The 26,280-nt window shown below is 69.2% G+C and carries 21 protein-coding genes; 15 read left to right on the top strand and 6 right to left on the bottom strand.

Features of this window, described 5'->3' with window-relative positions; translation table 11 throughout:
- The first annotated feature begins 9 nt into the window (after positions 1–9).
- Positions 10–2,064, top strand: a complete 2,055-nt coding sequence (locus E5P2_RS26915; RefSeq protein WP_162570143.1) for a PhoX family protein — start codon at positions 10–12, stop codon at positions 2,062–2,064.
- Positions 2,065–2,073: 9 nt separating this feature from the next.
- Here the strand turns inward: E5P2_RS26915 and E5P2_RS26910 are convergent, their stop codons facing one another.
- Positions 2,074–2,547, bottom strand: coding sequence for an Lrp/AsnC family transcriptional regulator (locus E5P2_RS26910; protein ID WP_162570142.1), 474 nt, complete (start codon positions 2,545–2,547; stop codon positions 2,074–2,076).
- Positions 2,548–2,652: 105 nt separating this feature from the next.
- Here E5P2_RS26910 and mdeB point away from each other — a divergent pair, with 105 nt between their 5' ends.
- From mdeB to E5P2_RS26880, 6 genes are all read left to right on the top strand, one after another.
- On the top strand, positions 2,653–5,298 hold the full coding sequence (mdeB, locus tag E5P2_RS26905) for an alpha-ketoglutarate dehydrogenase (protein WP_162570141.1): 2,646 nt from the start codon (positions 2,653–2,655) through the stop codon (positions 5,296–5,298).
- 45 nt (positions 5,299–5,343) lie between these two features.
- A complete protein-coding gene (ltnD, locus tag E5P2_RS26900) occupies positions 5,344–6,282 on the top strand; it encodes an L-threonate dehydrogenase (RefSeq protein ID WP_443083537.1) in 939 nt (312 codons plus the stop codon).
- Positions 6,279–7,547 (top strand): 3-oxo-tetronate kinase, encoded by a 1,269-nt coding sequence (gene otnK / locus E5P2_RS26895; RefSeq protein ID WP_162570139.1) that lies wholly within the window; start codon positions 6,279–6,281, stop codon positions 7,545–7,547. The genes ltnD and otnK overlap by 4 nt, the downstream gene beginning before the upstream one ends.
- Positions 7,548–7,641: 94 nt before the next feature.
- Positions 7,642–8,466: a 2-oxo-tetronate isomerase gene (otnI, locus tag E5P2_RS26890; RefSeq protein ID WP_162570138.1), complete on the top strand. Its 825-nt coding sequence runs from the start codon at positions 7,642–7,644 to the stop codon at positions 8,464–8,466.
- Complete coding sequence (locus E5P2_RS26885) at positions 8,463–9,653, top strand: amidohydrolase family protein (protein WP_162570137.1); 1,191 nt, start codon at positions 8,463–8,465, stop codon at positions 9,651–9,653. The genes otnI and E5P2_RS26885 overlap by 4 nt, the downstream gene beginning before the upstream one ends.
- A gap of 50 nt (positions 9,654–9,703) precedes the next feature.
- Positions 9,704–10,363, top strand: coding sequence for an aspartate/glutamate racemase family protein (locus E5P2_RS26880; protein ID WP_162570136.1), 660 nt, complete (start codon positions 9,704–9,706; stop codon positions 10,361–10,363).
- Positions 10,364–10,405: 42 nt separating this feature from the next.
- On the opposite strand, the gene E5P2_RS26875 is transcribed toward E5P2_RS26880, so the two are convergent.
- Positions 10,406–11,779, bottom strand: a complete 1,374-nt coding sequence (locus E5P2_RS26875) for a sensor domain-containing protein (protein ID WP_162570135.1) — start codon at positions 11,777–11,779, stop codon at positions 10,406–10,408.
- A 55-nt stretch (positions 11,780–11,834) separates the two neighbouring features.
- Positions 11,835–12,395: a DedA family protein gene (locus E5P2_RS26870; protein WP_162570134.1), complete on the bottom strand. Its 561-nt coding sequence runs from the start codon at positions 12,393–12,395 to the stop codon at positions 11,835–11,837.
- 149 nt (positions 12,396–12,544) lie between these two features.
- On the opposite strand from E5P2_RS26870, the gene E5P2_RS26865 reads away from it, so the two are divergent.
- Genes E5P2_RS26865 through E5P2_RS26855 form a run of 3 tightly spaced genes read left to right on the top strand, consistent with a single transcriptional unit; the run spans position 12,545 to position 15,616 of the window.
- Positions 12,545–12,724 (top strand): DUF3311 domain-containing protein, encoded by a 180-nt coding sequence (locus E5P2_RS26865; protein WP_162570133.1) that lies wholly within the window; start codon positions 12,545–12,547, stop codon positions 12,722–12,724.
- Complete coding sequence (mctP, locus tag E5P2_RS26860) at positions 12,724–14,229, top strand: monocarboxylate uptake permease MctP (protein WP_162570132.1); 1,506 nt, start codon at positions 12,724–12,726, stop codon at positions 14,227–14,229. The genes E5P2_RS26865 and mctP overlap by 1 nt, the downstream gene beginning before the upstream one ends.
- Positions 14,230–14,242: 13 nt before the next feature.
- A complete protein-coding gene (locus tag E5P2_RS26855; protein ID WP_162570131.1) occupies positions 14,243–15,616 on the top strand; it encodes an FAD-containing oxidoreductase in 1,374 nt (457 codons plus the stop codon).
- Between the two features lie 26 nt (positions 15,617–15,642).
- On the opposite strand, the gene E5P2_RS26850 is transcribed toward E5P2_RS26855, so the two are convergent.
- The gene (locus E5P2_RS26850; protein ID WP_162570130.1) at positions 15,643–16,491 is read right to left on the bottom strand and encodes a PA4780 family RIO1-like protein kinase; all 849 of its coding nucleotides are present in this window, start codon (positions 16,489–16,491) and stop codon (positions 15,643–15,645) included.
- Between the two features lie 140 nt (positions 16,492–16,631).
- On the opposite strand from E5P2_RS26850, the gene E5P2_RS26845 reads away from it, so the two are divergent.
- From E5P2_RS26845 to E5P2_RS26830, 4 genes are all read left to right on the top strand, one after another.
- Positions 16,632–18,299, top strand: coding sequence for a tetratricopeptide repeat-containing diguanylate cyclase (locus tag E5P2_RS26845; RefSeq protein WP_232080863.1), 1,668 nt, complete (start codon positions 16,632–16,634; stop codon positions 18,297–18,299).
- A 122-nt stretch (positions 18,300–18,421) separates the two neighbouring features.
- Positions 18,422–18,811: a hypothetical protein gene (locus E5P2_RS26840; protein WP_162570128.1), complete on the top strand. Its 390-nt coding sequence runs from the start codon at positions 18,422–18,424 to the stop codon at positions 18,809–18,811.
- A 49-nt stretch (positions 18,812–18,860) separates the two neighbouring features.
- On the top strand, positions 18,861–20,339 hold the full coding sequence (locus tag E5P2_RS26835) for an amidase (RefSeq protein WP_162570127.1): 1,479 nt from the start codon (positions 18,861–18,863) through the stop codon (positions 20,337–20,339).
- Positions 20,336–21,040: a glutathione binding-like protein gene (locus tag E5P2_RS26830; RefSeq protein WP_162570126.1), complete on the top strand. Its 705-nt coding sequence runs from the start codon at positions 20,336–20,338 to the stop codon at positions 21,038–21,040. Before E5P2_RS26835 ends, E5P2_RS26830 begins: the two co-directional genes overlap by 4 nt.
- Before the next feature lie 9 nt (positions 21,041–21,049).
- Here the strand turns inward: E5P2_RS26830 and E5P2_RS26825 are convergent, their stop codons facing one another.
- The gene (locus tag E5P2_RS26825) at positions 21,050–21,571 is read right to left on the bottom strand and encodes an Lrp/AsnC family transcriptional regulator (RefSeq protein WP_162570125.1); all 522 of its coding nucleotides are present in this window, start codon (positions 21,569–21,571) and stop codon (positions 21,050–21,052) included.
- Between the two features lie 111 nt (positions 21,572–21,682).
- Between E5P2_RS26825 and E5P2_RS26820 the strand changes: the two genes are divergently transcribed.
- The gene (locus E5P2_RS26820) at positions 21,683–25,288 is read left to right on the top strand and encodes an indolepyruvate ferredoxin oxidoreductase family protein (protein WP_162570124.1); all 3,606 of its coding nucleotides are present in this window, start codon (positions 21,683–21,685) and stop codon (positions 25,286–25,288) included.
- Positions 25,289–25,371: 83 nt separating this feature from the next.
- Here the strand turns inward: E5P2_RS26820 and E5P2_RS26815 are convergent, their stop codons facing one another.
- Complete coding sequence (locus tag E5P2_RS26815; protein ID WP_162570123.1) at positions 25,372–26,274, bottom strand: SDR family oxidoreductase; 903 nt, start codon at positions 26,272–26,274, stop codon at positions 25,372–25,374.
- Positions 26,275–26,280: the final 6 nt, after the last annotated feature.

The following is a 26,280-nucleotide window of genomic DNA, read 5'->3' as shown; positions in this document are numbered from 1 at the left end:
CAAATCCCCATGCCCGATGCCAAAGCCCCCCACGCCTCCCGCCGCCAGGCGCTGAAACTCCTGAGTGCCGCACCCATGCTCCCGCTGGGCGGCATCGCCTTCCTCACCGCCTGTGGCGGTGGCGGCGGTGGCAGCGCCGGCTTTCCGCCCATCGCGCCGGCACCCGCTCCGGCGCCCGCGCCCGCCCCGGCGCCGGCTCCCGGCTACGTCTCGGCCGAATTCACCGGCATGGCGGCGCCGTCGCTGAGCAAGCCCGAGGCGATGGCCACCACGACCGTGGGGTCGACGCTGAAGATCGCCTTCGACGACGGCAGCGCGCAGGAATTCAGGCTCGCCTACCAGCCCTTCTTCATCACCGGCGATGCCGTGCCCGACGGCAAGGGTGGCACGATCCTGAGCGGCGGCTACTACGACATCCAGAACCAGCCGATCATCGACCGCTCGGTGGCGGGCAAGGAGCGGCAGTTCTTTTCCGATGCGCCGGACGGCACCTCCCTGCTCGTGCTGCCCGACGCCAAGGTCCCGGGCGTCAAGGGCAACACCGTGTTCGCGGTGGTCCAGTTCGAATACACGACGCGCGACCAGGGCGGCGCCAGCACCTACGGCGTGCTGCCCTCGCCGATCGCCGTGCTCACGCTCGACCAGGACCCGGCCACCGGCAAGCTCAGCCTCGTGAAGTACCACAACGTCGACATGTCGGGCGCACACGGCCTGTGGATCACCTGCGGCGCCAGCCTGTCGCCGTGGGGCACGCACCTGTCGAGCGAGGAGTACGAGCCCGACGCGACCACCATCGCCGCCAACGCCCAGTTCACGGCCTACAGCACGAACGTGTTCGGCGACCCGACGAAGGCCAACCCCTACCACTACGGCCATCTGCCCGAGGTCACCGTGAACCCCGATGGCACCGGCAGCGTCAAGAAGCACTATTGCCTCGGCCGTATCTCGCACGAGCTGATCCAGGTCATGCCGGACATGCGCACCGCGATCATGGGCGACGACTTCACCAACGGCGGCTTCTTCATGTTCGTCGCCGACAAGGCGAAGGACCTGTCGGCCGGCACGCTGTACGTCGCGCGCTACGACGCCGGCTACTCGATCGACCCGGCGGCCGCGGCCACCAAGCTCTCGTGGATCAAGCTCGGCCACGCCACCAGTGCCGAAGTCGAGGCCCTGGCCGACTCGCTCACGGCCGCCGACATCGTGGACTCGGTGTTCGCGGTGCAGGACGCCAACAAGAACGACGTCATTCCGCTGGCCCCGGTGACGCCGGTCGACGGCAGCTACACGCTGGTCTTCATGGACGGCAAGGCCAACTGGATCAAGCTCAAGCCCGGCATGGAGAAGGCCGCCGCCTTCCTGGAGACGCACCGCTACGCCAACCTGAAGGGCGCCAGCATGGCCTTCACCAAGATGGAAGGCACGACGGTCAACATCAAGGACAAGGTCGCCTACTCGGCGCTGCAGAACATCCAGGACTCGATGGTCAAGAACGGCAAGGGCTGGACGGTCGATACCAACGTGGCGCTGGCCAAGAAGCTTTCGGCGGGCGGCGTGATGGCGCACGATCTGGCCGGCGGCCAGAAGGACAGCGATGGCGCGGCGATCGACAGCGACTGGGTCCCGACGCAGACGCGCGCGCTGATCGTCGGCGAGGACATCACGGCCGACGCGCTCGGCAACACCTCCAACCCCGACAGGATCGGCAACCCGGACAACCTCAAGTTCTCCGAGAAGATGCGCACGCTGTTCATCGGCGAGGACAGCGGCAGCCACATCAACAACTTCCTCTGGGCCTACAACATCGACACGAAGAAGCTCTCGCGCCTGCTGTCGGTCCCCGCCGGCGGCGAGTCGACCGGCCTGCATGCGGTCGACGAGCTCAACGGCTGGACCTACATCATGAGCAACTTCCAGCACGCGGGCGACTGGAGCGCCCTCCACGCGAAGGTGCAGCCCACGCTCGATCCGCTGGTGCGCGCGAACTACAAGGACCGCTTCGGCGCCGCGGTCGGCTACCTCACGGCCGATCCGATGCAGCCGCGCCTGTCGAAGAAGGCCTGACCCGCGGCTTCAGGATGGCGTGGCCGGCAAGGGCAGCGCCGTCTTGTAGCGCACCTGCTTGAGCGCGAAGCTGGAGCGGATCTTCTCGATGCCGGCGATCGGGGTGAGCTGTTCGAGGATGAATTTCTCGAGCGCCGCGATGTCGGCGACGGCGACGCGGATCAGGTAGTCGCTGTCGCCGGTCATGAGGTAGCACTCCATCACCTCGTCGTGCTCCGCGATGCGCTGCTCGAACTCGGCCAGCGACTGCTTGCTCTGGGTCTTCAGGCTGATCGAGATGAACACGTTGAGCCCGAGCCCGAGCGCGGCCGCGCTCGCAAGCGCCACGTAGCGCTGGATCACGCCCGCGGTCTCGAGCGCCTTCACGCGCGCCAGACACGGCGAGGGCGAGAGGTGGACGCTGCGCGCGAGCGCGACGTTGGAGAGCGCGCCGTCGCGCTGCAGTTCGTCCAGAATGCGGATGTCGATCGCGTCGAGCTGCATGGGATGCTTGGGTGCCTTCACTCTGCGGAATTTTATGCTGCGCAAAGGTGCATGATGCCGCGGGAACGGCAGCTCATTCCATCGACCGCGGCTTAAATTGCGGGAATGAACGCCCCGATCTTCTCCGACCAACTGCGCGCCCTGCTCGAGATGCCACCCCACGACCCCGATCCGCAAGAAACCGCCGAATGGCGCGACGCCTTCGCCGCGCTGGCCGAGACGCAAGGCCCGCAGCGCGCGCGCCGGATGCTCGACGAGCTCGCGCAGCTGGCCCGCGCCCGGCGCATCGGCTGGCAGCCCGAGCTCTCCACGCCCTATGTCAACACCATCGCGGTCGAGGCGCAGCCCGCCTTCCCGGGCGACCTCGCGATCGAGGAGCGCCTGGCTTCGCTGATGCGCTGGAATGCGCTCGCGATGGTGGTGCGTGCCAACCATTCGTACGGCGAGCTGGGCGGCCACATCGCCAGCTACGCCAGCGCGGCGGACCTCTTCGAGGCCGGCTTCAATCACTTCTTTCACGCACGAAGCGAGAGTCACCGCGGCGACCTCGTGTTCTTCCAGCCGCACAGCGCGCCGGGCGTGTATGCGCGCGCCTTCCTCGAAGGGCGGCTCAGCGAGGACGATCTGCTGCACTACCGCCAGGAACTCAGCGCGCCCGCCTTCACGCAGGGCGAGGGCGCGCGCGGCCTCTCCAGCTATCCGCATCCCTACCTGATGCCCGACTTCTGGCAGTTCCCGACCGGCTCGATGGGCATCGGTCCGATCAGCTCGATCTACCACGCGCGCTTCATGCGCTACCTCACGCACCGGCAACTGCTCGATGGCGAAGGCCGAAAAGTGTGGGGCGTGTTCGGCGACGGCGAGATGGACGAGCCCGAATCGATGAGCGCCCTGACGCTCGCCGCGCGCGAGAAGCTCGACAACCTCGTCTGGGTCGTCAACTGCAACCTGCAGCGTCTCGACGGCCCGGTGCGCGGCAACGGCCGCATCATCGACGAGCTCGAGAAGCTCTTCGCGGGCGCGGGATGGAACGTGATCAAGCTCGTGTGGGGCAGCGATTGGGACGGCCTGTTCGCGCGAGATGCGCAGGGTGCCCTCGCGCGCGCCTTCGCCGACACCGTCGACGGCCAGATGCAGACCTTCGCGGCCAAGGACGGCCGCTACAACCGCGACACCTTCTTCGGCCAGAACGAGGAACTCGCGCGCCTCGCGCAAGGCATGACCGACGAGCAGATCGACCGTCTCAAGCGCGGCGGCCACGACCTCGTGAAGATCCATGCCGCCTATGCCGCGGCCGCCGCGCACCGCGGCCAGCCGACCGTCATCCTGGCCCACACCAAGAAGGGTTACGGCATGGGTGCCGGCCAGGGCCGCATGACAACGCACTCGCACAAGAAGTTCGAGAGCGCCGACCTGATCGGATTCCGCAACCGCTTCGACCTGCCGCTGACCGACGAACAGGCGACCTCGCTCGCCTTCTACAAGCCGGCCGAGGACAGCGTCGAGATGCGCTACCTGAAGGCGCACCGCGCGGCGCTCGGCGGCTCGATGCCGCGGCGCGAGACCGCGTGCGAGATCGTGCCCAAGCCCGAACTCGCGGCCTATGCGAAGTTCGCGATCGAGGCCGCGGGCAAGGACATGAGCACCACCATGGCCTTCGTGCGCATGCTCGGCGCGCTGCTCAAGGACAAGGCGCTCGGCCCGCGCGTGGTGCCCATCGTGGCCGACGAGGCGCGCACCTTCGGCATGGCCAACCTGTTCAAGCAGGTCGGCATCTACTCCAGCGTGGGCCAGCGCTATGCGCCGGAAGACATCGACTCGATCCTGAGCTACCGCGAGGCGACCGACGGCCAAATCCTCGAGGAAGGCATCAGCGAGGCCGGCGCCATCGCGAGCTGGACCGCCGCGGCCACCAGCTACAGCGTGCACGGCCTCGCGATGCTGCCCTTCTACATCTACTACTCGATGTTCGGCTTCCAGCGCGTGGGCGACCAGATCTGGGCCGCGGCCGACCAGCGCGCGCGCGGCTTCCTGCTCGGCGCGACCTCGGGCCGCACTACGCTCGGCGGCGAAGGGCTGCAGCACCAGGACGGCACCAGCCACCTCGTGGCCGCGACCATTCCGAACTGCAAGGCCTACGACCCGGCCTTCGCCGGCGAGATGGCCGTCATCGTCGATGCCGGCATCCGCGAGATGATGGTCGAGCAGAAGGACGTGTTCTATTACGTCACGCTGATGAACGAGAACTACGCGCAGCCCAGCCTGCCGGCCGAGGCGCATGCCGACGTGCTGCGCGGCTGCCATCGCTTTGGCCGCTATCCGGCGGACAGCGCGACGCCCCGGGTCACGCTGCTCGGTTCGGGCGCGATCCTCACCGAGGTCATCAAGGCCGCGAAGGCGCTGGCCGCGGAAGGCATCGCCTGCGAGGTGTTCAGCGTCACCAGCTGGAGCGAACTCGCACGCGACGGCCGCGCCTGCGAGGAGCGCGCATTGGCCGGCGAGACCGAGGCGGGCACGCCCTTCATCGCGCGGCAGCTGGCCGGTAGCAGCGGCCCGGTCGTCGCCGCCACCGACTACGTGCGCGCCGTGCCCGAGAGCGTGCGCGCCTTCCTGCCCGCAGGCCGGCGCTACCTCACGCTCGGCACCGACGGCTTCGGGCGCAGCGACACGCGCGCCGCGCTGCGCCGCTTCTTCGGCGTCGATGCACACAGCATCGCGCACGCGGCACGCCACGCGCTCGCGGCCGGCTGAGCGCGCCGCGCCCTCCGCGGGCAACTCCTCTTGCCGGGCGGGACGGTGCTTTTCTATGATGCCCGTCCCTTCCTCGAGGAAATCCAGATGGCAAGAGCAGGACTCATCGGCCTTGGTGCCATGGGCGCAGGCATCGCTTCGACCTTGCGCGGCAAAGGCTACGAGGTGCACGTGTGCGACGCGCGCCCCGGCGCGGCCGTCGTGTTCGCCGAACAGGGCGGTGTCGCCTGGGCCACGCCGGCGCAGGTGGCCGCCCACTGCGACGTCGTCGTCTCGGTCGTGGTCAATGCAGCGCAGACCGAGGCCGTGCTGTTCGGCGATGGCGGCGCGGCCGCCGCCATGAAACCCGGCAGCGTGTTCGTGATGTGCTCGACGGTCGATCCGCAGGCATCGATCGCGTTCGAGCAACGCCTGAACGCCACCGGCATCCACTATGTCGATGCGCCGATCTCCGGCGGCGCGGCCAAGGCGGCGAGCGGCCAGATGACCGTGATGAGCGCGGCGCGGCCGGAGGCCTATGCCAAGGCCGATGCCGTGCTCGATGCGATGGCCGGCAAGGTCTATCGCCTGGGCGACCGCGCCGGCGCGGGCAGCAAGGTGAAGATCATCAACCAATTGCTGGCCGGCGTGCACATCGCGGTCGCGGCCGAGGCCATGGCGCTGGGCCTGCGCGAAGGCGTCGATGCGCAAGCGCTCTACGAAGTCATCACGCACAGCGCGGGCAACAGCTGGATGTTCGAGAACCGCATGGCGCACGTGCTGGCGGGCGACTACACGCCGCTGTCGGCGGTCGATATCTTCGTCAAGGACCTCGGCCTCGTGCTCGACACCGCGCGCGCGAGCAAGTTTCCGCTGCCGCTCGCTTCCACCGCGCACCAGATGTTCATGCAGGCCTCGAGCGCCGGCTTCGCGAAGGAGGACGACAGCGCGGTGATCAAGATCTTCCCGGGCATCACGCTGCCGTCGCTGTCCTCTGCTTCATGAAACTTCTTCTCGGCTGCATCGCCGACGACTTCACCGGCGCCACCGATCTCGCCAACAACCTCGTGCGCGCCGGCATGCGCGTGGTGCAGGCCATCGGCGTGCCGGCCGCGCCGCCGGCTGCCGAGGTCGATGCGGTGGTGGTCGCGCTCAAGTCGCGCACCATCGCGCCGGCCGATGCGGTGGCGCAGTCTCTGGCCGCGCTGCGCTGGCTTCGCGCACAGGGCGCGCGGCAGATCTACTTCAAGTACTGCTCCACCTTCGACAGCACCTCCCGGGGCAACATCGGCCCGGTGGCCGAGGCACTGATGGATGCGCTCGGCTGCGACTTCACCATTGCCACGCCCGCCTTCCCGGACAACCAGCGCACCGTGTTCAAGGGCTACCTGTTCGTCGGTGACGTGCTGCTCGACGAGAGCGGCATGCAGAACCATCCGCTCACGCCCATGACCGACCCCAACCTCGTGCGCGTGCTGCAGGCGCAGACGCGGCGCAAGGTCGGTCTGATCGACCACCGCAGCGTGGCGCAGGGCGCCGCCGCGGTGCGCGAGCGCATCGCGCACTTGCGCAGCGAAGGCGTGGGCATCGCGATCGTCGATGCGGTCTCCAACGACGACCTGCTGCGGCTCGGCCCGGCGCTGGCCGACATGCCGCTGGTCACGGCCGGCTCGGGCGTGGCGATCGGCCTTGCTGCCAACTTCGGACTCGCGCCCTCATCCATCGCGGGCGCGCTGCCGCCGGCGGCTGGGCAGCGTGCGGTGGTCTCGGGCAGCTGCTCGCTCGCGACCCACCGGCAGGTGCAGCACTTCATTGCAGCGGGCGGTGCGGCGTTCGCGGTCGATCCGCTGCAGATCGCGGCCGGCGTCGACGTCGTCGCGCAGGCGCTGGCGTGGGCCGCGCCGCGGCTCGACCGAGGGCCGGTGCTGGTCTACTCGACCGCCGATCCCGTCGCGGTGAAAACGGTGCAGGCCCGGCTCGGCGTGGAAGAAGCCGGCGCGATGGTGGAGCACGCCATCGCCGCCATCGCGCGCGCACTGGTCGAGCACGGCGTGCGCCAGCTCATCGTGGCGGGCGGCGAGACCTCGGGCGCCTGCGTGCAGTCGCTCGGCATCGCGCAGCTGCAGATCGGCGCCCAGATCGATCCCGGCGTGCCGTGGTGCCACGCGCGCGCCGAGGCTGCGGGCGGTGTGGATCTCCACGTTGCGCTCAAGTCCGGAAACTTCGGCACTGACGACTTCTTCTCGAAAGCCTTTAAAGTCCTGGGATGAGGTCGGGCAGGCAGGCCGACCCCCTGGGCCCCGCCCGAGGTCGATGAACTGCGCCGTCTTGCCGGCGCTCGCTGGTCAGAGAGAGATTGCCGTCATGCCCCGTTTCGCCGCCAACCTGTCGATGCTCTATGCGGAGCTGGATTTCCTCGACCGCTTCGAGGCCGCCGCCAGGGATGGCTTCCATGCCGTCGAATACCTGTTCCCCTATGCCTACGACCCGCGCGAGCTTGCTGCGCGCCTGGCGGCCAATGGCCTGCGGCAAGTGCTCTTCAACGGACCGCCGGGTGATTGGCAGCGCGATGATCGCGGCCTCGCCTGCCTGCCCGGGCGCGAGGCCGAATTCCGCGAGGGCGTGCACAAGGCGCTGGACTATGCGGCGGCGCTCGACTGCCCGCGCATTCACTTCATGGCCGGCCTGGTTCCGCAGGGCATCGAGCGCGAGACGGTGCAGCCGGTCTACATCGAGAACCTGCGCTGGGCCGCGGCCGAGGCGGCCAAGGCGGGGCGCGAGGTGCTGATCGAGCCGATCAACACGCGCGACATCCCGCGCTTCTTCCTCAACCGGCAGGACCATGCGCACGAGATCGTCGAGCGGGTCGGCGCGCCCAACCTCAAGGTGCAGATGGACCTCTACCACTGCCAGATCGTCGAGGGCGACGTGGCGATGAAGATCCGCAAGTACCTGCCGACCGGCCGCGTCTCGCACTTCCAGATCGCCGGCGTGCCCGAGCGGCACGAGCCCGATCTCGGCGAGCTGAACCATCCCTATCTCTTCGACGTCATCGACGAGGTCTCGGCGCAATGCGGCTGGGACGGCTGGATCGGCTGCGAATACCGGCCGCGCCGCGGCGCGGTCGCGAACGGCACCTCCGACGGCCTGGCATGGATGCGCGCGCTGCCCCGCACGCCGCGCCCATGAAGCTCGAAGCCGTGCGCATCCCGCCGCGCCTGCGCGGCTTCACGGCGGGCGATGCGAATGTGTTCGACGTCACGCTGGCCGGCGCGCAGGTCGCCAGCATCGTGCCGAGCCCGCATCCGGCGCGCGGCACATTGCTCAGCGCCACGGTCGATGCCCATGCGCACATCGACAAGAACTTCACGGTGCAGGAGACCGGTGCGGCCGAGGGCCATCTGTTCACGGCCATCGAGCGCATGGCGGCCCATCGCGTGCACTGGACCGCCGATGCGCTGCGCTCGCGCATGCTGCGCGCCCTGCACGAAGCCTGGGCCGCCGGCACGCGCGCGCTGCGTACGCATCTCGACTGGCAGGGCGCCGAACCGCCGGTGTCGCTCGCGGTCTTCGAGCAGTTGCGCGAGCAATGGCATGGCCGCGTCGAGCTGCAGTTCGTCGCGCTCACGCCGCTCGACGTGTTCGCCGATGCCGAGGTGGGCCGGCGCATCGCGCAATCGGTGCAGCGCGCCGGCGGCGTGCTCGGCGCCTTCGTCTACCGCAACCCGGGCATCGTGCACAAGCTCGGCCGCGTGTTCGACCTGGCGCAGGAACACCAGCTCGCGCTCGACTTCCATGTCGACGAAGGGCTCGATCCCGAGGCCACGGGCCTGCGCACCATCGCCCACCTGGTGATCGCACGCGGACTGCACGGCCACGTGGTGTGCGGCCATGCCTGTTCGCTGTCCGCGCAGGACGACGCGGCGGCCACCGACACGCTGCGCCTGTGCGCCGAGGCCGGCATCCATCTGATCGCGCTGCCGACCACCAACCTCTACCTGCAGGGCGCGTGGGACCGCACGCCCGTGCCGCGCGGCATCACCCGCATCCGCGAGGCCGCGGCGCAGGGCGTGCGCGCGAGCCTCGCGACCGACAATGTGCAGGATGCCTTCTATCCCTACGGCGGCTACGACCTGCTGGAGACCTTCGGCCTCGGCGTGCAGATGGCGCACCTCGCGCCGGCCGCCGACTGGCTCGATGCGATCACCGTGAACCCCGCGCGCGCGATGCGGCTGGCCTGGGACGGCCGCATCGCGCAGGGCTGCCCCGCCGACCTCGTGCTGCTGGCCGCGAGCGACGAACACGAGCTGCTGGACCGGCACGGCCGGCGGCGTACCGTGATCCGCGCGGGGCGGGCTCTCGAGCACACCGAATAGGCGTCGCAGCTTTTTGGCGGCGATGCTGCGGCGGCCTCAACGACACGACCATGCGCATCGCCTGCCTTCACACCGCCGACAGCAACATCGCGATCTTCGAGGCCGCCGCGGCCGAGCTCGGCCTGGCACAGGACGCGCTTCGCCATGTCGTGCGGCCCGAACTCCTGCTCGATGCCGAAAAGGCCGGCGGTCTGACGCCGGCGATCGCCGAGGCCACCGGTGCGCTGCTTCTTTCGCTGGGCGAGGACGCGGATGCCGTGCTGCTCACCTGCTCCACGCTGGGGCCTTCGATCGACGCTGCGATGGCGCGTTCGCGCGTACCGATGCTGCGCGCGGATGCGGCGCTGGCCGATGCCGCGGTCGACGCGGGCGGCAAGGTCGTCGTGCTGTGCGCGGCCGGGACGACCGTGGCGCCGACGACGGCACTGTTCGCGCAAGCGGCGCGCCGCACCGGCGCGAGGGTGGACGTGCGGCTCGTCGCGGGCGCGTGGGCGCTCTTCAGGCAGGGCGACGCGCAGCGCTATGCCGCATCGATCACCGACGCGGTGACGGCCGCCTACGCCGCGGGTGCGGACCGCGTGGCGCTGGCCCAGGCGTCCATGGCGCCTGCGGCCCGGCTGGGCGCGGGCCGCCGCCCGTTCACCAGCCCCGTGGCCGGGCTGCGTGCCGCGCTGGCCGCGATGTCCGGCCGCGCGAACGTGCTGCGGTAACGCGGCGGGCGCGCGTGGCCTGATGCAGGCCATCCGCCCGCCTCAGGATCCCGGCGCGCTCGCTGCCAGGCGAAAGCCGTTGCCGCCTTCCCGCTTGGCGCGGTACATCGCTTCGTCGGCATGGCGGATCAGGCGCGTCGGATCGTCGCCGTGCTCGGGCCACAGCGCGACGCCGATGCTCGGCGAGACCGACACCACCTCGCCGCCGAGGTCGAAGGGCCGGCCGAGCGCGGCAAGGATGCGCTCGGCCATCTCGAGCGCCTGCTGCGGCGCGGCCGGCGAATCGAGCAGCACCAGGAACTCGTCGCCGCCGACCCGCCCGACGGTGTCGGATCCGCGCATGCAGGCTTCGAGGCGGCGCGCGGTCTGCTGCAGCAGCAGGTCGCCCGCCGCATGGCCCAGGCGGTCGTTGACCTGCTTGAACATGTCGAGGTCGAGGTAGAGCAGCGCGAACGGCGCGGCGTGTCCGCGCGGGCCGTCCAGCGCCGCGCGCATCCGCTCCTGCAGCCGCTCCCGGTTGGGCAGACCGGTCAGCGCGTCGTGCTGGGAGGCGTGCAGCAGCCAGGCCTCGATCTGCTTGCGCTCGATCGCCGCGGCGACCTGGGCGCAGACGAACTCGAGCAGTTCCACGTCGCGCTCGGCGTAGTGCACCTCGGGCGAATAGCTCTGCACGACCAGCGCGCCGATGACGCCCTTCTTCTGCGTCTTGAGCGGCACGCCGAGCCAGGCGAGCGAATCCGGTCCGACGTCGAGCTGCACGCGCGCCGGCAGCGCGGCCCGGGCGTCGGAGGTGCGAAGCAGGGCGCGCCCGGTGCGGATCACCTCGGCGCTGAGCGTGTCCGAGTCCAGCGGGCGCGGCGCCAGCACCTTGAAGCCGTCGTCGGCGTGGTAGGGGAAACTCAGCTCGGCCGTCGTTTCGTCATAGAGCGCGACGAAGAAATTCGCGGCCGGCAGCAGCTCGCCGATGATGTGGTGCACGCGCTGGAACAAGGCCACCAGGTCCCTGGCGGCGAAGGCGGCCTCGGAGACCGCATGCAGCGCCGCCCGCATCGACTCGGCGCGCTTGCGCTCGGTCACGTCGCGCGCGACGGCGACCCGCATCTGGCGCACCGGGGACCACTGGGCCGACCACATGATGTGCACGATCTGCCCGTCCTTGCGCAGATAGCGGTTCTCGAAATGGGGCTTGTGTGTGCCGGCGACGATCTCGTCGACCGCGTTCAGCGTGCGGGGGCGGTCGGCGGGGAACACGAAGTCGATCATCGGCTGGCCGATCATCTCGCCGGCCGCGTAGCCGAACACGCGCTCGCAGGCGCCGCTGACGAAGACGAAGCGTCCCGCGGTGTCGACGACGCAGACGACGTCGAGCAGCAGGTCGAGGACGTCGGTGAGAAACGCGCTGTCGTTCGTATTCATGCAGGAGGACGAAAGGGATGGTAACGGATGCGTGCGCTTCGTCCGGGGCTTGCGCTCAGCGCCGCGATCGCCATTGCCGGAACAGCGCGACCACCAGCGTGATCACCAGCGCGGCCAGGATGATCTGATGCTCATACGGACGCAGGCGTCCGACCGAAGCATGGATCCAGCCCGTGAGCGTGACGCCGAACAGGCTCACCACCGTGGCCCAGACCACCGACGCGATGGCGGTGAGCGCCGCATAGGTGGGCGTGCGCATGCGGCCCATGCCGAGCGCGGCCGGCAGCACGACGCGAAAGCCCCAGGCGAAGCGCATCAGGAAGATCGTCGCCACCGGATGGCGGGCGACGAAGCCGTTGACGCGCTCGATATGGGCGCGCAGCTTCGGGCGGCGCACCAGCAGCTCTGCGCCATTGCGGCGGCCGAGATGGAAGTAGAACTGGTCGGTCAGGAAGGCGGCCGCCGCGCCGCACGCGACCAGCGGCCACAGCGACAGATAGCCTTCGTGGACGGCGTAGGCGCCGAGCATCAGCATGGTCTCGCCCTCGAACAGGCCGGCGATGAAGACGGCGAGGTAGCCGTAGTGCTCGAGCAGATGGGACAGATGCAGGTGCATACGCCCGATCATGCCGTCAAGCGGGCCCGGTGCCCAACGCCCGGTCGCGGCGCGGTTCCAATCCGGCGGCCGCGCGCGTGCGCGCTGCTTTTGCTCTATAACCACCTCGCGCGTGTCCTGAACAACAACACTTCCAAGGAGATCAGCACATGTGGATCCTGCTCCTGCTGCCTTTCGTCGGTCTGTTGTGGCTGCCCTTCTACAACAGCGAGTTGCCGGCGCTCTTCGGCTTTCCCTTCTTCTACTGGTACCAGCTGCTGTGGGTGCCGATCACGGCCCTGCTGATCTGGATCGTGTACCGCCATCACTACGAACAGGGAGACGAGTGATGGACGGCCAGATCAACTGGACCGCGCTGGCGGTCTTCGTCTTCTTCTTCGTGCTGGTCACCGTGATGGGCTTCGCGGCCTCGCGCTGGCAGACCGGCGGCAGCGCGTCCAAGGGCGCGCACCTCGACGAGTGGGGCCTGGGCGGGCGCAACTTCGGCACCTGGATCACCTGGTTCCTGGTCGGCGGCGATTTCTACACCGCCTACACGGTGATCGCCGTGCCGGCGCTGGTCTATGCGGTCGGCGCCTACGGCTTCTTCGCGCTGCCCTACACGATCCTCGTCTACCCGATCGTCTTCGTGATCATGCCGAAGCTCTGGCATGCGGCGCAGCGCGCCGGCCACGTGACGGCGGCCGACGTGGTCTATGGCCGCTACGGTTCGCGCGCGCTCGAACTCGCGATCGCGATCACCGGCGTCGTTGCGACCATGCCCTACATCGCGCTGCAACTCGTCGGCATGGAGGTCGTCATCAAGGCGCTCGGCCTCACCGGCGAGCTGCCGCTGGCGGCGGCCTTCGTGATCCTCGCGCTCTACACCTATTCGGCCGGGCTGCGCGCGCCGGCACTGATCGCCTTCGTCAAGGACCTGATGATCTACATCGTGGTGCTGGTGGCGGTGGTGCTGGTGCCGATCAAGCTCGGCGGCTACGCGAGCGTGTTCCATGCGGCCGGCGATGCCTTCGCGGCCAAGGGCGGCGCGACCGGCCTCACGCTCAAGCCGGCGCAGTACCTGCCCTTCGCGAGCCTGGCGCTGGGCTCGGCGCTGGCGGCCTTCATGTACCCGCACACGCTGACCGGCATCTTCGCCGCGAAGAGCGCCAACACGATCCGCAAGAACGCGGTCTTCCTGCCGGCCTACACGGTTCTGCTGGGCCTGATCGCGCTGCTGGGCTACATGGCCTATGCGGCCAAGCTCAGTGTGAAGAGCAACAACGACGTGGTGCCGGCGCTCTTCAATGCGCTCTTCCCGTCGTGGTTCAGCGGCTTCGCGTTCGCGGCCATCGCGATCGGCGCGCTGGTGCCGGCGGCGGTGATGTCGATCGGCGCGGCCAACCTGTTCACGCGCAATTTCTGGAAGGCCTATGTGCAGCCCGACGTGACGCCGGCCGGCGAGGCGAAGGTCGCGAAGATCGTCTCGCTGGTGGTCAAGCTCGGCGCGCTGGTGTTCATCCTGCTCCTGCCGACGCAGTTCGCGCTCGATCTCCAGTTGCTCGGCGGCGTCTGGATTCTGCAGACCTTTCCGGCGGTGGTGTTCGGCCTGTTCGTCGGCTGGTTCCGCGCGCCGGCGCTGCTGGCCGGCTGGGTGGTCGGCCTTGTCGGCGGCAGCTGGCTCGCGTTCACGGACGGCATCAAGCCGGTCCATACCTTCGTGGTCGGCGGCGGCAGCTTCACGCTCTACACCGGGTTGAGCGCGCTGGCGCTCAATATCGTGGTGGCGGTGGCGGTGCAACTGGTGATCAAGGGCGGCCCGTTGCGCGAGACGGCGCCGGTGCCGGCCCGGTAGGGCGAGGCTGCGAATGAAGCACGCGTTCGACGCCATCGTGATCGGCGCCGGACAGGCCGGCCCTTCGCTGGCCGGCCGCTTCGTCGCGGCGGGAATGACGGTGGCGATCGTCGAGCGCAAGCTGTTCGGCGGCACCTGCGTCAACACCGGCTGCATGCCGACCAAGGCGCTGGTCGCGAGCGCGTACGCCGCGCACCTGGCGCGCCGCGCGCGCGACTTCGGCGTGACCATCGACGCGCCGGTGGGCATCGACATGCCGGCCGTCAAGGCGCGCAAGGACAAGGTGTCGAGCGACGCGCGCCACGGCGTCGAGAAGTGGCTCCGGCAGATGAAGGGCTGCACCGTCTTCGAAGGCCATGCGCGCTTCGTGTCGGCGACCGAGCTGCGCGTCGGCGCCGATTCGCTCGGCGCGCCGCGCATCTTCATCAACGTGGGCGGGCGCGCGGCCGTGCCGCCGCTGCCGGGTGTCGAGGACGTGGCCTTCCTCACCAACACCTCTATCCTCGAACTCGATCGCGTGCCGCGCCATCTGGTGGTGATCGGCGGCAGCTACATCGGCCTCGAGTTCGCGCAGATGTACCGCCGCTTCGGCGCCGAGGTGACGATCGTCGAGAAGGGCCCGCGCCTCGTCGCGCGCGAGGACGCGGATGTCTCGCATGCGATCCGCGAGATCCTCGAAGGCGAAGGCATCGCGGTGCGGCTCGATGCCGAGTGCATCCGCTTGCGGCCCGACGGCGAGGCCATCGCGGTCGGCGTCGATTGCCAGTCCGGCGAACCCGAGGTGAGCGGTTCCCATGTGCTGCTGGCCGTCGGCCGGCGGCCGAACACCGACGACCTCGGCCTCGAACACGCGGGCGTCGAGACCGATGCGCACGGCTACATCCGTGTCGACGACGAACTGAGGACCTCCACGCCCGGCATCTGGGCGCTGGGCGACTGCAACGGGCGCGGCGCCTTCACGCACACCGCCTACAACGACTTCGAGATCGTCGCCGCCAATCTGCTGGACAAGGACAGGCGCCGCGTGAGCGACCGCATCCCGGCCTACGCGCTGTACATCGACCCGCCGCTCGGCCGCGTCGGCCTGACCGAGGCCCAGGCGCGTGCCTCGGGCCGGCGCATCGAGGTCGGGCAGCGCCCGATGACCCGTGTCGGCCGCGCCGTGGAGAAGGGCGAGACGGCCGGCTTCATGAAGGTGGTGGTCGATGCCGATACGCGCACCATCCTCGGCGCGGCGATCCTGGGCGTCGGCGGCGACGAAGCCATCCACGGCATCCTCGACACCATGGCGGCCGGCGCGACGGGCGATGCGCTGCGGCGCACGATGCACATCCATCCGACGGTATCGGAACTGATCCCGACGGTCCTCGGCGAATTGAAGCCCTGACAAAGCGAGGCGCGCCGGCCGCGCGATCAGCTCCGGGTCTGCAGGCGCAGGCGCCGTGCGGCCTCCTCGGCACGCGCATCGCCGACCTCGCGCAGGACGCCTTCGAGGTCGACCGCGCCGGCCTGGCGCACGAACACGCCGGTCAGCGTCGAGCCCGGGCGCAGGGCGCCCTGCTCGTACAGTTGCCAGATCTCCTCGCCGTAGTGGGTGGCCAGCAGCTCGGGCGCGAACTGGCCGAAGAAGCCGCGCAGGTTGGCGACGTCGCGCAGCAGCATGCGCCTGGCGTGGTTGTTGCCTGCGGCGTCCACGGCCTGCGGCAGGTCGATGATGACCGGGCCGTCGGCCGCCAGCAGCACGTTGAACTCCGACAGGTCGCCGTGCACGACACCGGCACACAACATGCGCACCACTTCCGTCAGCAGGGTCGCGTGGTGCGTGCGCGCCTGCTCGGGCGCGAAGGCGACGTCGTTGAGCCGCGGCGCCGCATCGCCCCCGGCATCGGTCACGAGCTCCATCAGCAGCACGCCGTCCCAGAAGTTGTGCGGCGCCGGCACGCGCACGCCGGCGGCGGCCAGCCGATAGAGTGCGTCGACCTCGGCGCTCTGCCACGCCGCCTCGGTGACCTCGCGTCCGAATTTCGTGCCCTTGGCCATCGCGCGCGCCTGCCGCGTATTCTTGACCTTGCGGTTCTCGGTGTAGTCGACGGCCTGCCGGAAGCTGCGCTGCGTCGCTTCCTTGTAGATCTTCGCGCACAGCGTCTCGTCGCCGCGGCGCACGACGTAGACCATCGCCTCCTTGCCGCTCATCAGCTGCCGCACCACGGTGTCGATGAGGCCTTCGTCGATCAGCGATTGCAGCCGTGCGGGCGTCTTCATCGGCGCATGCGCGTCGGCCGCTCTGCTGCAGGGACCTGGCGCCATACCTTCTTCAACATGCGGAATTCCTGAACGAACCCGAAAGCGGGATGGACGCATCATGCCTTCCCGTCGCGCAGTGCCGACAGCAGCGTGGCTGAATGGTGACGCACTTCTTCCTGACGCCGCCCGCCATGCCGGACAATCGCCGCATGGATGCACAGCAATCTTCGGAACCCTCGGCGTCCGCACCGCTCGACGAAGCGCGGCGGCTGCTCGAGGGCGGAGAGGTCGAGGCGGCGCGCAGCCTCGCGGTGTCGGTGCTGAAGACGGCCGAGGATCTGGGCGACCGGTCGATGCAGGCGCAGGCGCTGATGGCGCTGGCGCAGTACGACCGCGTGCTCGGGCAGTTTCGCCGTGCCATCGCGACGGCGCAGCGGGCCGTGCAGCTGTCGCAGCTCGATGGCGACATCTCCAGCGAGGCCTCGGCGCTGTCCCTGTTCGCGCATGCCAGCAGCATCCTGGGGCGCGATGCCGAGGCGGTCGAGGCGGCGCTGCTCAGCGTGAAGCTGGGCGAACTGCTGGCGCCGGGGCCGCACCAGGTCAACCTGCACAACTACCTCGGCGTCACCTACCTCTGGAGCAAGAGCTTCACGAAGGCCGAGGCCTCGCTGCGCGAGTCCGAGCGCCTTGCGCTGCTCTACGCGCCCGTGAGCAATGTATTGCTGCCGCGCACCAACATGGCCTGGTTGGAAGTCATGCGGCTGTCCAGCGAGCGCTACTTCACCGGCGTGATGCCCAGCACCGCCACCCTGCGCCAGCGCCTGGCCGATTGCAGCGATCTGTTCGAGGAGGGCTCGCCGTTTCCGATGCTGCCCGGCGTGCGTTCCGTCCTGCAGCGCTTCGCGCGCTCCAGCCTGGCGCTGTGCCTGTGCTGGGAAGGCCGCCTCGATGCCGCGGAGCAGGAATGGATCGCCGCCGAGGACCGCGCCCAGCCGGCCAAGTACGCGCAGGTGGCCAACGTCATCAGCCACTGGGTGCGCGCCGAGCTGCACTGGGGCCGGCAGGACATGGAAGGCGCCCAGCGCGAGGCCGCCGTCCTGATCGAGCTGGCGGGCGATGCCGAATTCGAGCAGATGGCCAATGTGGGCCACCTGCTGCTGACCCAGATCTTCAAGGCGCAGGGCCAGTACGCCCGTGCGCTCGAGGAAGAGGGCGCGCACCGCCGGCGCGAGTTGCGCGTGCGCAGCGAGATCCTCGACAGCCGCCACGGCGTCGTGCAGACCCATCTGGACATCCGCACCAGCGAGCAGCACCTGCGCCTGCTGGCCCAGCATTCGCAGGAGCTGGAGCGGCTGTCCTTCGAGGATTCGCTGACCGGGATTCCGAATCGCCGCAGCTTCGACGTTGCGCTGGCCCAGGCGCTGAAGAACGAATCGAATTCGAAGCAGCCGCTGTGCCTGGCGCTGATCGATCTCAACGACTTCAAGTGCGTCAACGACACCTACTCCCATGCGGCGGGCGACGACGTGCTCAAGACCGTCGCCGATGCCATCCGGGCTTCGGTCCGGCAGACCGACCTGCCCGCCCGGCTGGGCGGCGACGAATTCGTCGTGCTGTTCCCGCATACGACCGTGGAGGCGGCGCAGTCGCTGTGCCGGCAGATCCATTCGAAGATGGCCGCCCTGCGCTGGGACCATTGGTCGCCCGAACTCCGGGTCACCGTGAGCATCGGCGTCGCGTTGGCCGAAGCCGAGGACACCCCGGAGACGCTGTTCCGCCGCAGCGACCGCAAGATGTTCGAGGCCAAGGCGGCGCTCGAAGCCTGAGCCCGCCGCGCGGCCTGGGACTCGCCGCGCAGCTCCTCCCGTCCCACAAGCCCCGGCGCCTGCGGGCCGCACACTGGCAGCGCAGCAGCGCCGTCCTGGCGTTGCGAAAAGGAGCGCCTCTCATGAAATCCGCCGTTCATTCCACCCTGGCTCTCGTCCTTGCGGCGGGCGGTCTTCTTTTCGCCGGCGCCGCCTCGGCCGCGGACCCCGCGGGGGGCGGCACGACGCTGCAGCGCGAGCGCGCCACCTGCGATGGCGTCCAGCAGGACCGCGCCGCCTGCCTGCGCGAAGCGGGCGCGGCGCGTCAGGAAGCCGCGCGCAACGGACTCACCAGCCCGCCGCCGAGGGTGGAAGAACAGAACGCCACGGCACGCTGCAGCGAGCAGCCGGCTTCCGCGCGCGCCGAGTGCGAGGCCCGCATGCGCGGCACCGGCCAGACCACGGTGGAAGGCAGCGTGATGGGCGGCGGCATCCTCCGCGAAACCGTGACGCCGATTCCCGCGAAGCCCTGAGCGCCTGCGCCCTTGAGCGCCCGGCCCCGTGGAGGCCGATACTGCGCGCATGAATCCGACCGAACTCGTCGCGCTGAGCGCGACCGCGCTGTCCACTGCGATCCACGCGCGCAGCGTGTCGTGCCGCGAGGTGATGCAGGCCTACCTCGCGCAGATCGCGCGCTTCAATCCGCAGGTCAATGCGCTGGTGTCGCTGCAGGATCCCGAGCGTCTGTTGGCAGAGGCCGATCGGCACGACGAGGCGTTGCGGCGCGGCGAGTCGATGGGCTGGATGCACGGCTTTCCGCAGGCGCCCAAGGACCTCGCGGCGACCGCGGGCATCCCGACCACGATGGGCTTTCGCGCCCTCGCGCAGCACGTGCCGCCGCACGACGCGTGGGTGGTGGAGCGCATGCGCCGCGCCGGCGCGATCTTCGTCGGCAAGAGCAACACGCCCGAGTTCGGCCTGGGCTCGCACACCTACAACGGCGTCTTCGGCGCCACGCGCAATGCCTGGGACCCGGCGCGCTCGGCCGGCGGCAGCAGTGGCGGCGCCGCGGCCGCGCTGGCGCTGCGGATGCTGCCGGTCGCCGACGGCAGCGACATGATGGGGTCGCTGCGCAACCCGGCCGGCTGGCAGCACATCTACGGCATGCGGCCCTCGATGGGCCTCGTTCCGCACGGGCCGGCGGACGAGCTGTTCTTCCAGCAGCTGGGCACCGAGGGCCCGATGGGCCGAACACCGCAGGACGTGGCGATGCTGCTGTCGGTCCAGGCCGGCCCCGACCCGCGTGCGCCGCTGTCGCAGAACGGCGATCCGGCGCGCTTCGCCGCACCGCTGGCACGCGACTTCGCCGGCACGCGCATCGGCTGGCTCGGCGACTACGGCGGCCGGCTGCCGATGGAGGCGGGCGTGCTGTCGCTGTGCCAAGCATCGCTGCGCCACTTCGAGGACATCGGCTGCACGGTCGAGGACGCCCGCCCGGACTTCGACATGGAACGCCTGTGGCGCACCTGGCTCACGCTGCGCAGCTTCCTGGTGGCCGGCCGGCTGCGGCCGGTGTACGCGGATGCGCGCCAGCGCGCGCTGCTCAAGCCGGAGGCGATCTGGGAAATCGAGCAGGGCCGGCATCTCGATGCGCAGGCGGTCTACCGCGCCACCTGCGACCGCTCGGCCTGGTACGGCGCACTCGGCCGGCTGTTCGAGCGCTGCGACTACCTGGTGCTGCCGAGTGCGCAGGTCTTTCCCTTCGACGTCGACATCGCATGGCCCAAGGAAGTCGGCGGGCGCGCGATGGACACTTACCACCGCTGGATGGAGGTGGTCATCGGCGGCACGCTGGCCGGCTTGCCGGTGATCGCGGTGCCGGCCGGCTTCAATGCAGAAGGCCTGCCGATGGGCTTGCAGATCATGGGCCGGCCGCGTGCCGATCTGGAGGTGCTGCAGATCGCCGATGCGTGGCACCGGGCCGTGCCCTTCGCCGACCGGCGCCCGCCGATGCTGGACGCGCACGGCATGCATACTGGCGGCTCCAAGGACCCTGCATGACCGATCTCACTGCCTTCCCCATCACCCGCAAATGGCCCGCGCGCCATCCCGATCGCATCCAGCTCTATTCGCTGCCGACGCCCAACGGCGTCAAGGTCTCGATCATGCTGGAGGAGACCGGCCTGCCCTACGAGCCGCATCTGGTGGCCTTCGACCACCACGACCAACTGTCGCCGGAGTTCCGCTCGCTCAACCCCAACAACAAGATCCCGGCGATCCTCGATCCGAACGGTCCGGACGGGCAGCCGCTGGGGCTGTTCGAATCGGGCGCGATCCTGGTCTACCTGGCCGGCAAGTCGGGCCAGCTCATGCCGAAGGACGACGCGGGCCGCTACCAGACCCTGCAGTGGCTGATGTTCCAGATGGGCGGCATCGGTCCGATGTTCGGCCAGGTCGGTTTCTTCAACAAGTTCGCCGGCAAGGCCTACGAGGACAAGCGCCCGCGCGATCGCTATGTCGCGGAGGCCAGGCGCCTGCTCGGCGTGCTCGAAGAGCGGCTCGCGGGCCGGGCCTGGATCATGGGCGATGCGTACACCATCGCCGACATCGCGACCTTCCCCTGGGTGCGCAACCTGATCGGCTTCTACGAGGCTGGCGAGCTGGTGGGGATCCAGGACTATCCGCAGGTCACGCGGGTGCTCGAAGCCTTCGTTGCGCGGCCCGCGGTGGTCCGCGGCCTGGGCATCCCCGCGCGGGGCTGAACCGGGCCGCTACGTCTTCGCGCCGCGGCGGGCGGCCTTCACGGGCCGGGCCGGTTTCGGCGCCAGATGGCCCAGCGGGAGCGCATGGCTGGCCTTGACCTCGCCGAGCGAGAAGCTGGTGTGCAGGTCTTTCACGTTGGGCAGGTGCATCAGGCTGTTGAGCGCGAAGCGCGAGAAGCCGTCAAGGTCCTCGGCCACCACCTGCAATTCGAACATGCCCGAGCCGCTGATGTAATGGCAGGTAATCACCTCCGGCAGCTTGCGGATCGCGTCCTCGAGCTTGCGCGTCACGTCGCCGGTCGCGCGGTCGGTGTCCAGGCGCACGAAGGCCAGCACGCCCAGCCCGATCTTCTGGCGGTTGATCTCGGCGTGGTAGCCGCGGATGTAGCCGGCCTTCTCGAGTGCGCGCACCCGGCGCCAGCAGGGCGCGGCCGAGAGGCCCACGCGCTGGGCGAGTTCGGCGTTGGTGAGGCGGGCGTCGGTCTGCAGTTCTTGCAGGATCGCGAGGTCGAACTTGTCAATGCTTTCCATGGAACGGCATCTTAAGCAAGATCCTTTCAAAACAGCGGCTTGGCGAGGCAAAGAACGCAAACACCTATCACAGCCGCAGGCATACACTTTGCATCGAATGGAGACACCACGATGAACGCACCGCTGCCCGAGCACATCCGCCGCGCCCTCGAAACCGTCACGCTCGACGACAAGTATTCGCTGGACTACGGCCGCGCCTTCATGTCCGGCGTGCAGGCGCTGGTCAAGCTGCCGATGCTGCAGCGTCTGCGCGACCAGCAGGCCGGCAAGAACACGGCCGGCTTCATCAGCGGCTACCGCGGCTCGCCGCTCGGCGGCTACGACCAGGCACTCTGGAAGGCCAGCAAGTTCCTGAAGGAACAGAACATCGTCTTCCAGCCGGGCGTGAATGAAGAGCTCGCCGCGACCGCGCTCTGGGGCACCCAGCAGCTCGGCTTCTCGCCGGCCGGCACCAACCGCTTCGACGGCGTGTTCGGCATCTGGTACGGCAAGGGTCCCGGCGTGGACCGCTGCTCGGACGTCTTCAAGCATGCCAACATGGCCGGCACCACGGAGTTCGGCGGCGTGATCGCGGTGGCCGGCGACGACCACATCTCCAAGAGCTCGACCGCCGCGCACCAGAGCGACCACATCTTCAAGGCCTGCGGCACGCCGGTGTTCTTTCCGGCCAACGTGCAGGAGATCCTCGACCTCGGCATCCATGCCTTCGCGCTGAGCCGCTTCGCGGGCATCTGGTCGGGCATGAAGACGATCCAGGAGATCGTCGAATCGAGCGCCACCGCGATGATCGATCCGGAGCGCGTGCAGATCGTGGTGCCGACCGATTTCCAGATGCCGCCCGGCGGGCTGCACATCCGCTGGCCCGACCATGCGCTGGAGCAGGAAGCGCGGCTGATGCACTACAAGTGGTACGCCGCGCTGGCCTACATCCGCGCCAACCGCCTCAACCACAACGTCATCGAAGGCCCGAACGATCGCTTCGGCATCATGGCCAGCGGCAAGGCCTTCAACGACACGCGCCAGGCGCTGATCGATCTCGGCCTGGACGATGCGGCCTGCCGGCAGCTCGGCATCCGGCTGCACAAGGTGGGCGTGGTGTGGCCGCTCGAAGCGCAGCTGACGCGCGCGTTCGCGACCGGCCTGCAGGAAATCCTCGTGGTGGAGGAAAAGCGGCAGGTCATCGAGTACCAGCTCAAGGAAGAGCTCTACAACTGGCGCGCCGACGTGCGGCCCAACGTGGTCGGCAAGTTCGACGAGGGCGAGGTGCACCAGGCCGAGGGCTACGCCGGCGGCGAATGGTCGATGCCCAATCCGACCGCGCACACGCTGCTGCGCGCCAATGCCGATCTGAATCCCGCGCTGATTGCCAAGGCGATCGCGCAGCGCCTGCGCAAGACCGGCCTCCTGGCCGCGGCCGGCGCCGACATGGCGGCGCGCATCGATGCCCAGCTGGCGATCCTCGAAGCCAAGGAACGCGCGATGGCGGCGCCATCGGCCAGCGGCGTGTCGGACGCCGGCCGCCAGCCCTGGTTCTGCTCGGGCTGCCCGCACAACACCAGCACCGTCGTGCCCGAGGGCTCGCGCGCGCTGGCCGGCATCGGTTGCCACTTCATGGCGACCTGGATGGACCGTTCGACCATCGGCTTCACGCAGATGGGCGGCGAGGGCGTGCCATGGGTCGGCCAGCAGCCCTTCACCACCGACCAGCACATCTTCGCCAACCTGGGCGACGGCACGTATTTCCACAGCGGCCTGCTCGCGATCCGGCAGAGCATCGCGGCCGGCGTGAACATCACCTACAAGATCCTCTACAACGATGCGGTCGCGATGACCGGCGGCCAGCCGGTCGGCGAGCGGCCCGAGGGCCACTCGGTGCTGCAGATCGCCGAGAGCCTGCATGCGGAAGGCGCCATCAAGGTCGTGGTCGTGACCGACGAGCCCGAGAAATACGAGGGCGTGCGCGTGCCCGGCGACAACGTCAGGGTGCGGCATCGCGACGAGCTCGACGAGGTCCAGCGCGAGTTCCGCCAGATCGCCGGCACCACCGCCATCATCTACGACCAGACCTGCGCGACCGAGAAGCGCCGCCGCCGCAAGCGCGGCACGGCGGTCGATCCGGCCAAGCGGGTGGTCATCAACGAACTGGTGTGCGAGGGCTGCGGCGACTGCAGCGTGCAGAGCAACTGCCTGTCGGTCGAGCCGCTGGAGACCGAGTTCGGCCGCAAGCGCACCATCAACCAGAGCAGCTGCAACAAGGACATGAGTTGCCTCAAGGGTTTCTGCCCGAGCTTCGTCACGGTGGAGGGCGGCCAGCTGAAGAAGAAGGCGAAGGACAAGGCGTCGATGCCGGCCGAGCTCGGCGCGCTCGACGAACCCGTGCTGCCGGTGCTCGAAGGCGGCAAGGTCTGGGGCGTGGTGGTGGCGGGCGTCGGCGGCACCGGCGTCATCACCATCGGCCAGCTGCTGGGCATGGCGGCGCACATCGAGGGCAAGGGCATCGTCACGCAGGACGCGGCGGGCCTGGCGCAGAAGGGCGGCGCCACCTGGAGCCATGTGCTGATCGGCCCCACGCAGGACGACATCCGCACCACGCGCGTCGGCACGGCCGCGGCCGATCTGGTCCTGGCCTGCGACCCGCTGGTCAGCGTCAACGCCGAGACGATGGCGCGCATGCGCGAAGGGCGCACGCATGTGGCGCTCAACAGCCACAGCGCGCCGACGGCCGCCTTCGTGCGCAACATCGCCTGGCAGAACCCGCAGGACGCCTGCGCGGCGGAAATCGCTCGCGCGGTCGGCGTGGATGGCGTCGGGGCCTTCGATGCCGATGCGGCCGCGACCTCGCTGATGGGCGATAGCCTCTACGTCAACCCGATGCTGCTGGGCTATGCGTGGCAGAAGGGCTGGATTCCGCTCGAGCATGCCTCGCTGGTTCGCGCGATCGAGCTCAACGGGGTGGCGGTCGAGAACAACAAGACGGCCTTCGCGTGGGGCCGGCAGGCGGCGCAGCGCCCCGACGAACTGCAAAAGCGCGTGCAGCCGGGCCAGATCATCGCGTTCAAGAAGCGCGAGACGGTCGAGGCCCTGGTGGCGCGTCGCGCGGAATTCCTCACGGGCTACCAGAATGCGGCCTATGCCGCGCAGTACGCGGCCTTCGTCGGCCGGGTGCAGCAGGCCGAAGCGGCGCTCGGCAAGACCGGCCTGACCGAGACCGTCGCGCGCTACCTGTTCAAGCTGATGGCCTACAAGGACGAGTACGAAGTCGCGCGGCTGCACACCGACCGCAGCTTCCTCGACCGCGTCGAAGGCATGTTCGAGGGCGACTTCAAGCTCCACTACCACCTCGCGCCGCCGATCATCGCGAAGAAGAACGCCAAGGGCGAATTGCAGAAGCAGAAGTTCGGCCCCGCCATGCTGACCGGCTTCAAGCTGTTGGCCCGGCTCAAGGGATTGCGCGGCACGGCATTCGACATCTTCGGCCGCACCGAGGAACGCAAGACCGAGCGCGCCCTGATCGGCGAATACCGCGCCAGCATCGAGGAAGTCCTGGCCGGCCTCAACGCCGCCAACCACGCGACCGCCCTCGAGATCGCAAGCCTGCCCGAGCAGATCCGCGGCTACGGCCACGTCAAGGAGCGCAACCTCGCCGCGGCGCGCGTGCGCTGGGCCGAGCTGATGGCGCGGTGGCGCAACCCCCAAGCGACCCGAGCCGCGGCCTAGTGCCGACGCCGATCACGACCCCTGGGTGCCCAAGCAGCGTGTGGGCGGCGCGATGGACCTGTGCATTGAATACTGGAATCTTCTCAGCGCAATTGGCGATCCTTCTGATTTTGTTGCTCGATCTGTTCGCGCGCATTCCGCCAATCAGCATCTGACCATTCGCGCAATTCGAAGAAATTGCCGCCGTTGGCCAGGGCGCCAGCGCCGTCGAGCATGATGCTCTGACCGGTGAGCCAGTCGCATCGGCCAGGGGCCATCAGAAAGGTCGCGAGGTTCTGCAGTTCGTCCATGTCGCCGACGCGCGCCATGGGATTGCTGGCGCGTGTGCGCGCGCCAGGTTCTTCTCCCGGATACAGGCGCTTGCTCATGCCCTCGGTCGGAATCTCGCCGGGGCCGACGGCATTGAGCCGGATTCCGTAGCGCGCCCATTCGACCGCCAGCGACTTGGTCATCACCTCGATGCCGGCCTTGCTCATCGCGGAAGGCACCACGTACGGGCTGCCGTTGTCGACCCAGGTGGTGATGACGCTCATGATGTTGCGGCAGGGCTGACCCGGCTGCCAGGCGCCGGATCTGGCTTTCGAGACCCAGCGCTTGCCGACAGCGTGCGTCACGTAGAAGGTGCCATGGAAGACGATGTTGGCGATGGCATCGAAGGCGCGCGGCGACAGGCTCTCGGTCGGAGCGACGAAGTTGCCGGCTGCATTGTTCACCAGGCCCGTCAAGCCGCCGTCGTCGAACAGGCGCTCGACCATCTCGTCGACCGCCTGCGCGTCGCGCAGGTCGACGCCGAAGGCATCGATGCGCCGTCCGGGGAACCGGGTCCGCCAGGCCGCGGCGGTTTCGTCGCACACGGCCTTGCGCCGGCCGCAGATGGCGATGTCGGCCTCGAGCGAGAGAAAGCGCTCGGCCATGGCGCGGCCGAGGCCGGTGCCGCCGCCGGTCACGAGAATCCGCTGGCCGGACATGAGGGAGGTCTGGAACATGGGTTG

The sequence above is a fragment of the Variovorax sp. SRS16 genome (assembly GCF_901827165.1).
GTDB lineage: Bacteria > Pseudomonadota > Gammaproteobacteria > Burkholderiales > Burkholderiaceae_C > Variovorax.
Note: the sequence above shows the minus strand (reverse complement) of the source record. Positions and strands in the feature narration are given on the sequence as shown.

What these genes read in the sequence shown, in the direction of transcription:
- otnI (WP_162570138.1), top strand. Translation starts at nt 7,642, where the DNA reads ATGCCCCGTTTCGCCGCCAACCTGTCGATGCTCTATGCGGAGCTGGAT.
- E5P2_RS26835 (WP_162570127.1), top strand. Translation starts at nt 18,861, where the DNA reads ATGAATCCGACCGAACTCGTCGCGCTGAGCGCGACCGCGCTGTCCACT.
- E5P2_RS26815 (WP_162570123.1), bottom strand. Translation starts at nt 26,274, where the DNA reads ATGTTCCAGACCTCCCTCATGTCCGGCCAGCGGATTCTCGTGACCGGC.
- E5P2_RS26915 (WP_162570143.1), top strand. Translation starts at nt 10, where the DNA reads ATGCCCGATGCCAAAGCCCCCCACGCCTCCCGCCGCCAGGCGCTGAAA.
- E5P2_RS26845 (WP_232080863.1), top strand. Translation starts at nt 16,632, where the DNA reads ATGGTGACGCACTTCTTCCTGACGCCGCCCGCCATGCCGGACAATCGC.
- E5P2_RS26865 (WP_162570133.1), top strand. Translation starts at nt 12,545, where the DNA reads ATGTGGATCCTGCTCCTGCTGCCTTTCGTCGGTCTGTTGTGGCTGCCC.
- E5P2_RS26825 (WP_162570125.1), bottom strand. Translation starts at nt 21,571, where the DNA reads ATGGAAAGCATTGACAAGTTCGACCTCGCGATCCTGCAAGAACTGCAG.
- E5P2_RS26855 (WP_162570131.1), top strand. Translation starts at nt 14,243, where the DNA reads ATGAAGCACGCGTTCGACGCCATCGTGATCGGCGCCGGACAGGCCGGC.
- E5P2_RS26885 (WP_162570137.1), top strand. Translation starts at nt 8,463, where the DNA reads ATGAAGCTCGAAGCCGTGCGCATCCCGCCGCGCCTGCGCGGCTTCACG.
- E5P2_RS26840 (WP_162570128.1), top strand. Translation starts at nt 18,422, where the DNA reads ATGAAATCCGCCGTTCATTCCACCCTGGCTCTCGTCCTTGCGGCGGGC.
- mctP (WP_162570132.1), top strand. Translation starts at nt 12,724, where the DNA reads ATGGACGGCCAGATCAACTGGACCGCGCTGGCGGTCTTCGTCTTCTTC.
- E5P2_RS26850 (WP_162570130.1), bottom strand. Translation starts at nt 16,491, where the DNA reads ATGAAGACGCCCGCACGGCTGCAATCGCTGATCGACGAAGGCCTCATC.
- E5P2_RS26910 (WP_162570142.1), bottom strand. Translation starts at nt 2,547, where the DNA reads ATGCAGCTCGACGCGATCGACATCCGCATTCTGGACGAACTGCAGCGC.
- E5P2_RS26830 (WP_162570126.1), top strand. Translation starts at nt 20,336, where the DNA reads ATGACCGATCTCACTGCCTTCCCCATCACCCGCAAATGGCCCGCGCGC.
- E5P2_RS26875 (WP_162570135.1), bottom strand. Translation starts at nt 11,779, where the DNA reads ATGAATACGAACGACAGCGCGTTTCTCACCGACGTCCTCGACCTGCTG.
- E5P2_RS26820 (WP_162570124.1), top strand. Translation starts at nt 21,683, where the DNA reads ATGAACGCACCGCTGCCCGAGCACATCCGCCGCGCCCTCGAAACCGTC.
- otnK (WP_162570139.1), top strand. Translation starts at nt 6,279, where the DNA reads ATGAAACTTCTTCTCGGCTGCATCGCCGACGACTTCACCGGCGCCACC.
- E5P2_RS26870 (WP_162570134.1), bottom strand. Translation starts at nt 12,395, where the DNA reads ATGCACCTGCATCTGTCCCATCTGCTCGAGCACTACGGCTACCTCGCC.
- mdeB (WP_162570141.1), top strand. Translation starts at nt 2,653, where the DNA reads ATGAACGCCCCGATCTTCTCCGACCAACTGCGCGCCCTGCTCGAGATG.
- E5P2_RS26880 (WP_162570136.1), top strand. Translation starts at nt 9,704, where the DNA reads ATGCGCATCGCCTGCCTTCACACCGCCGACAGCAACATCGCGATCTTC.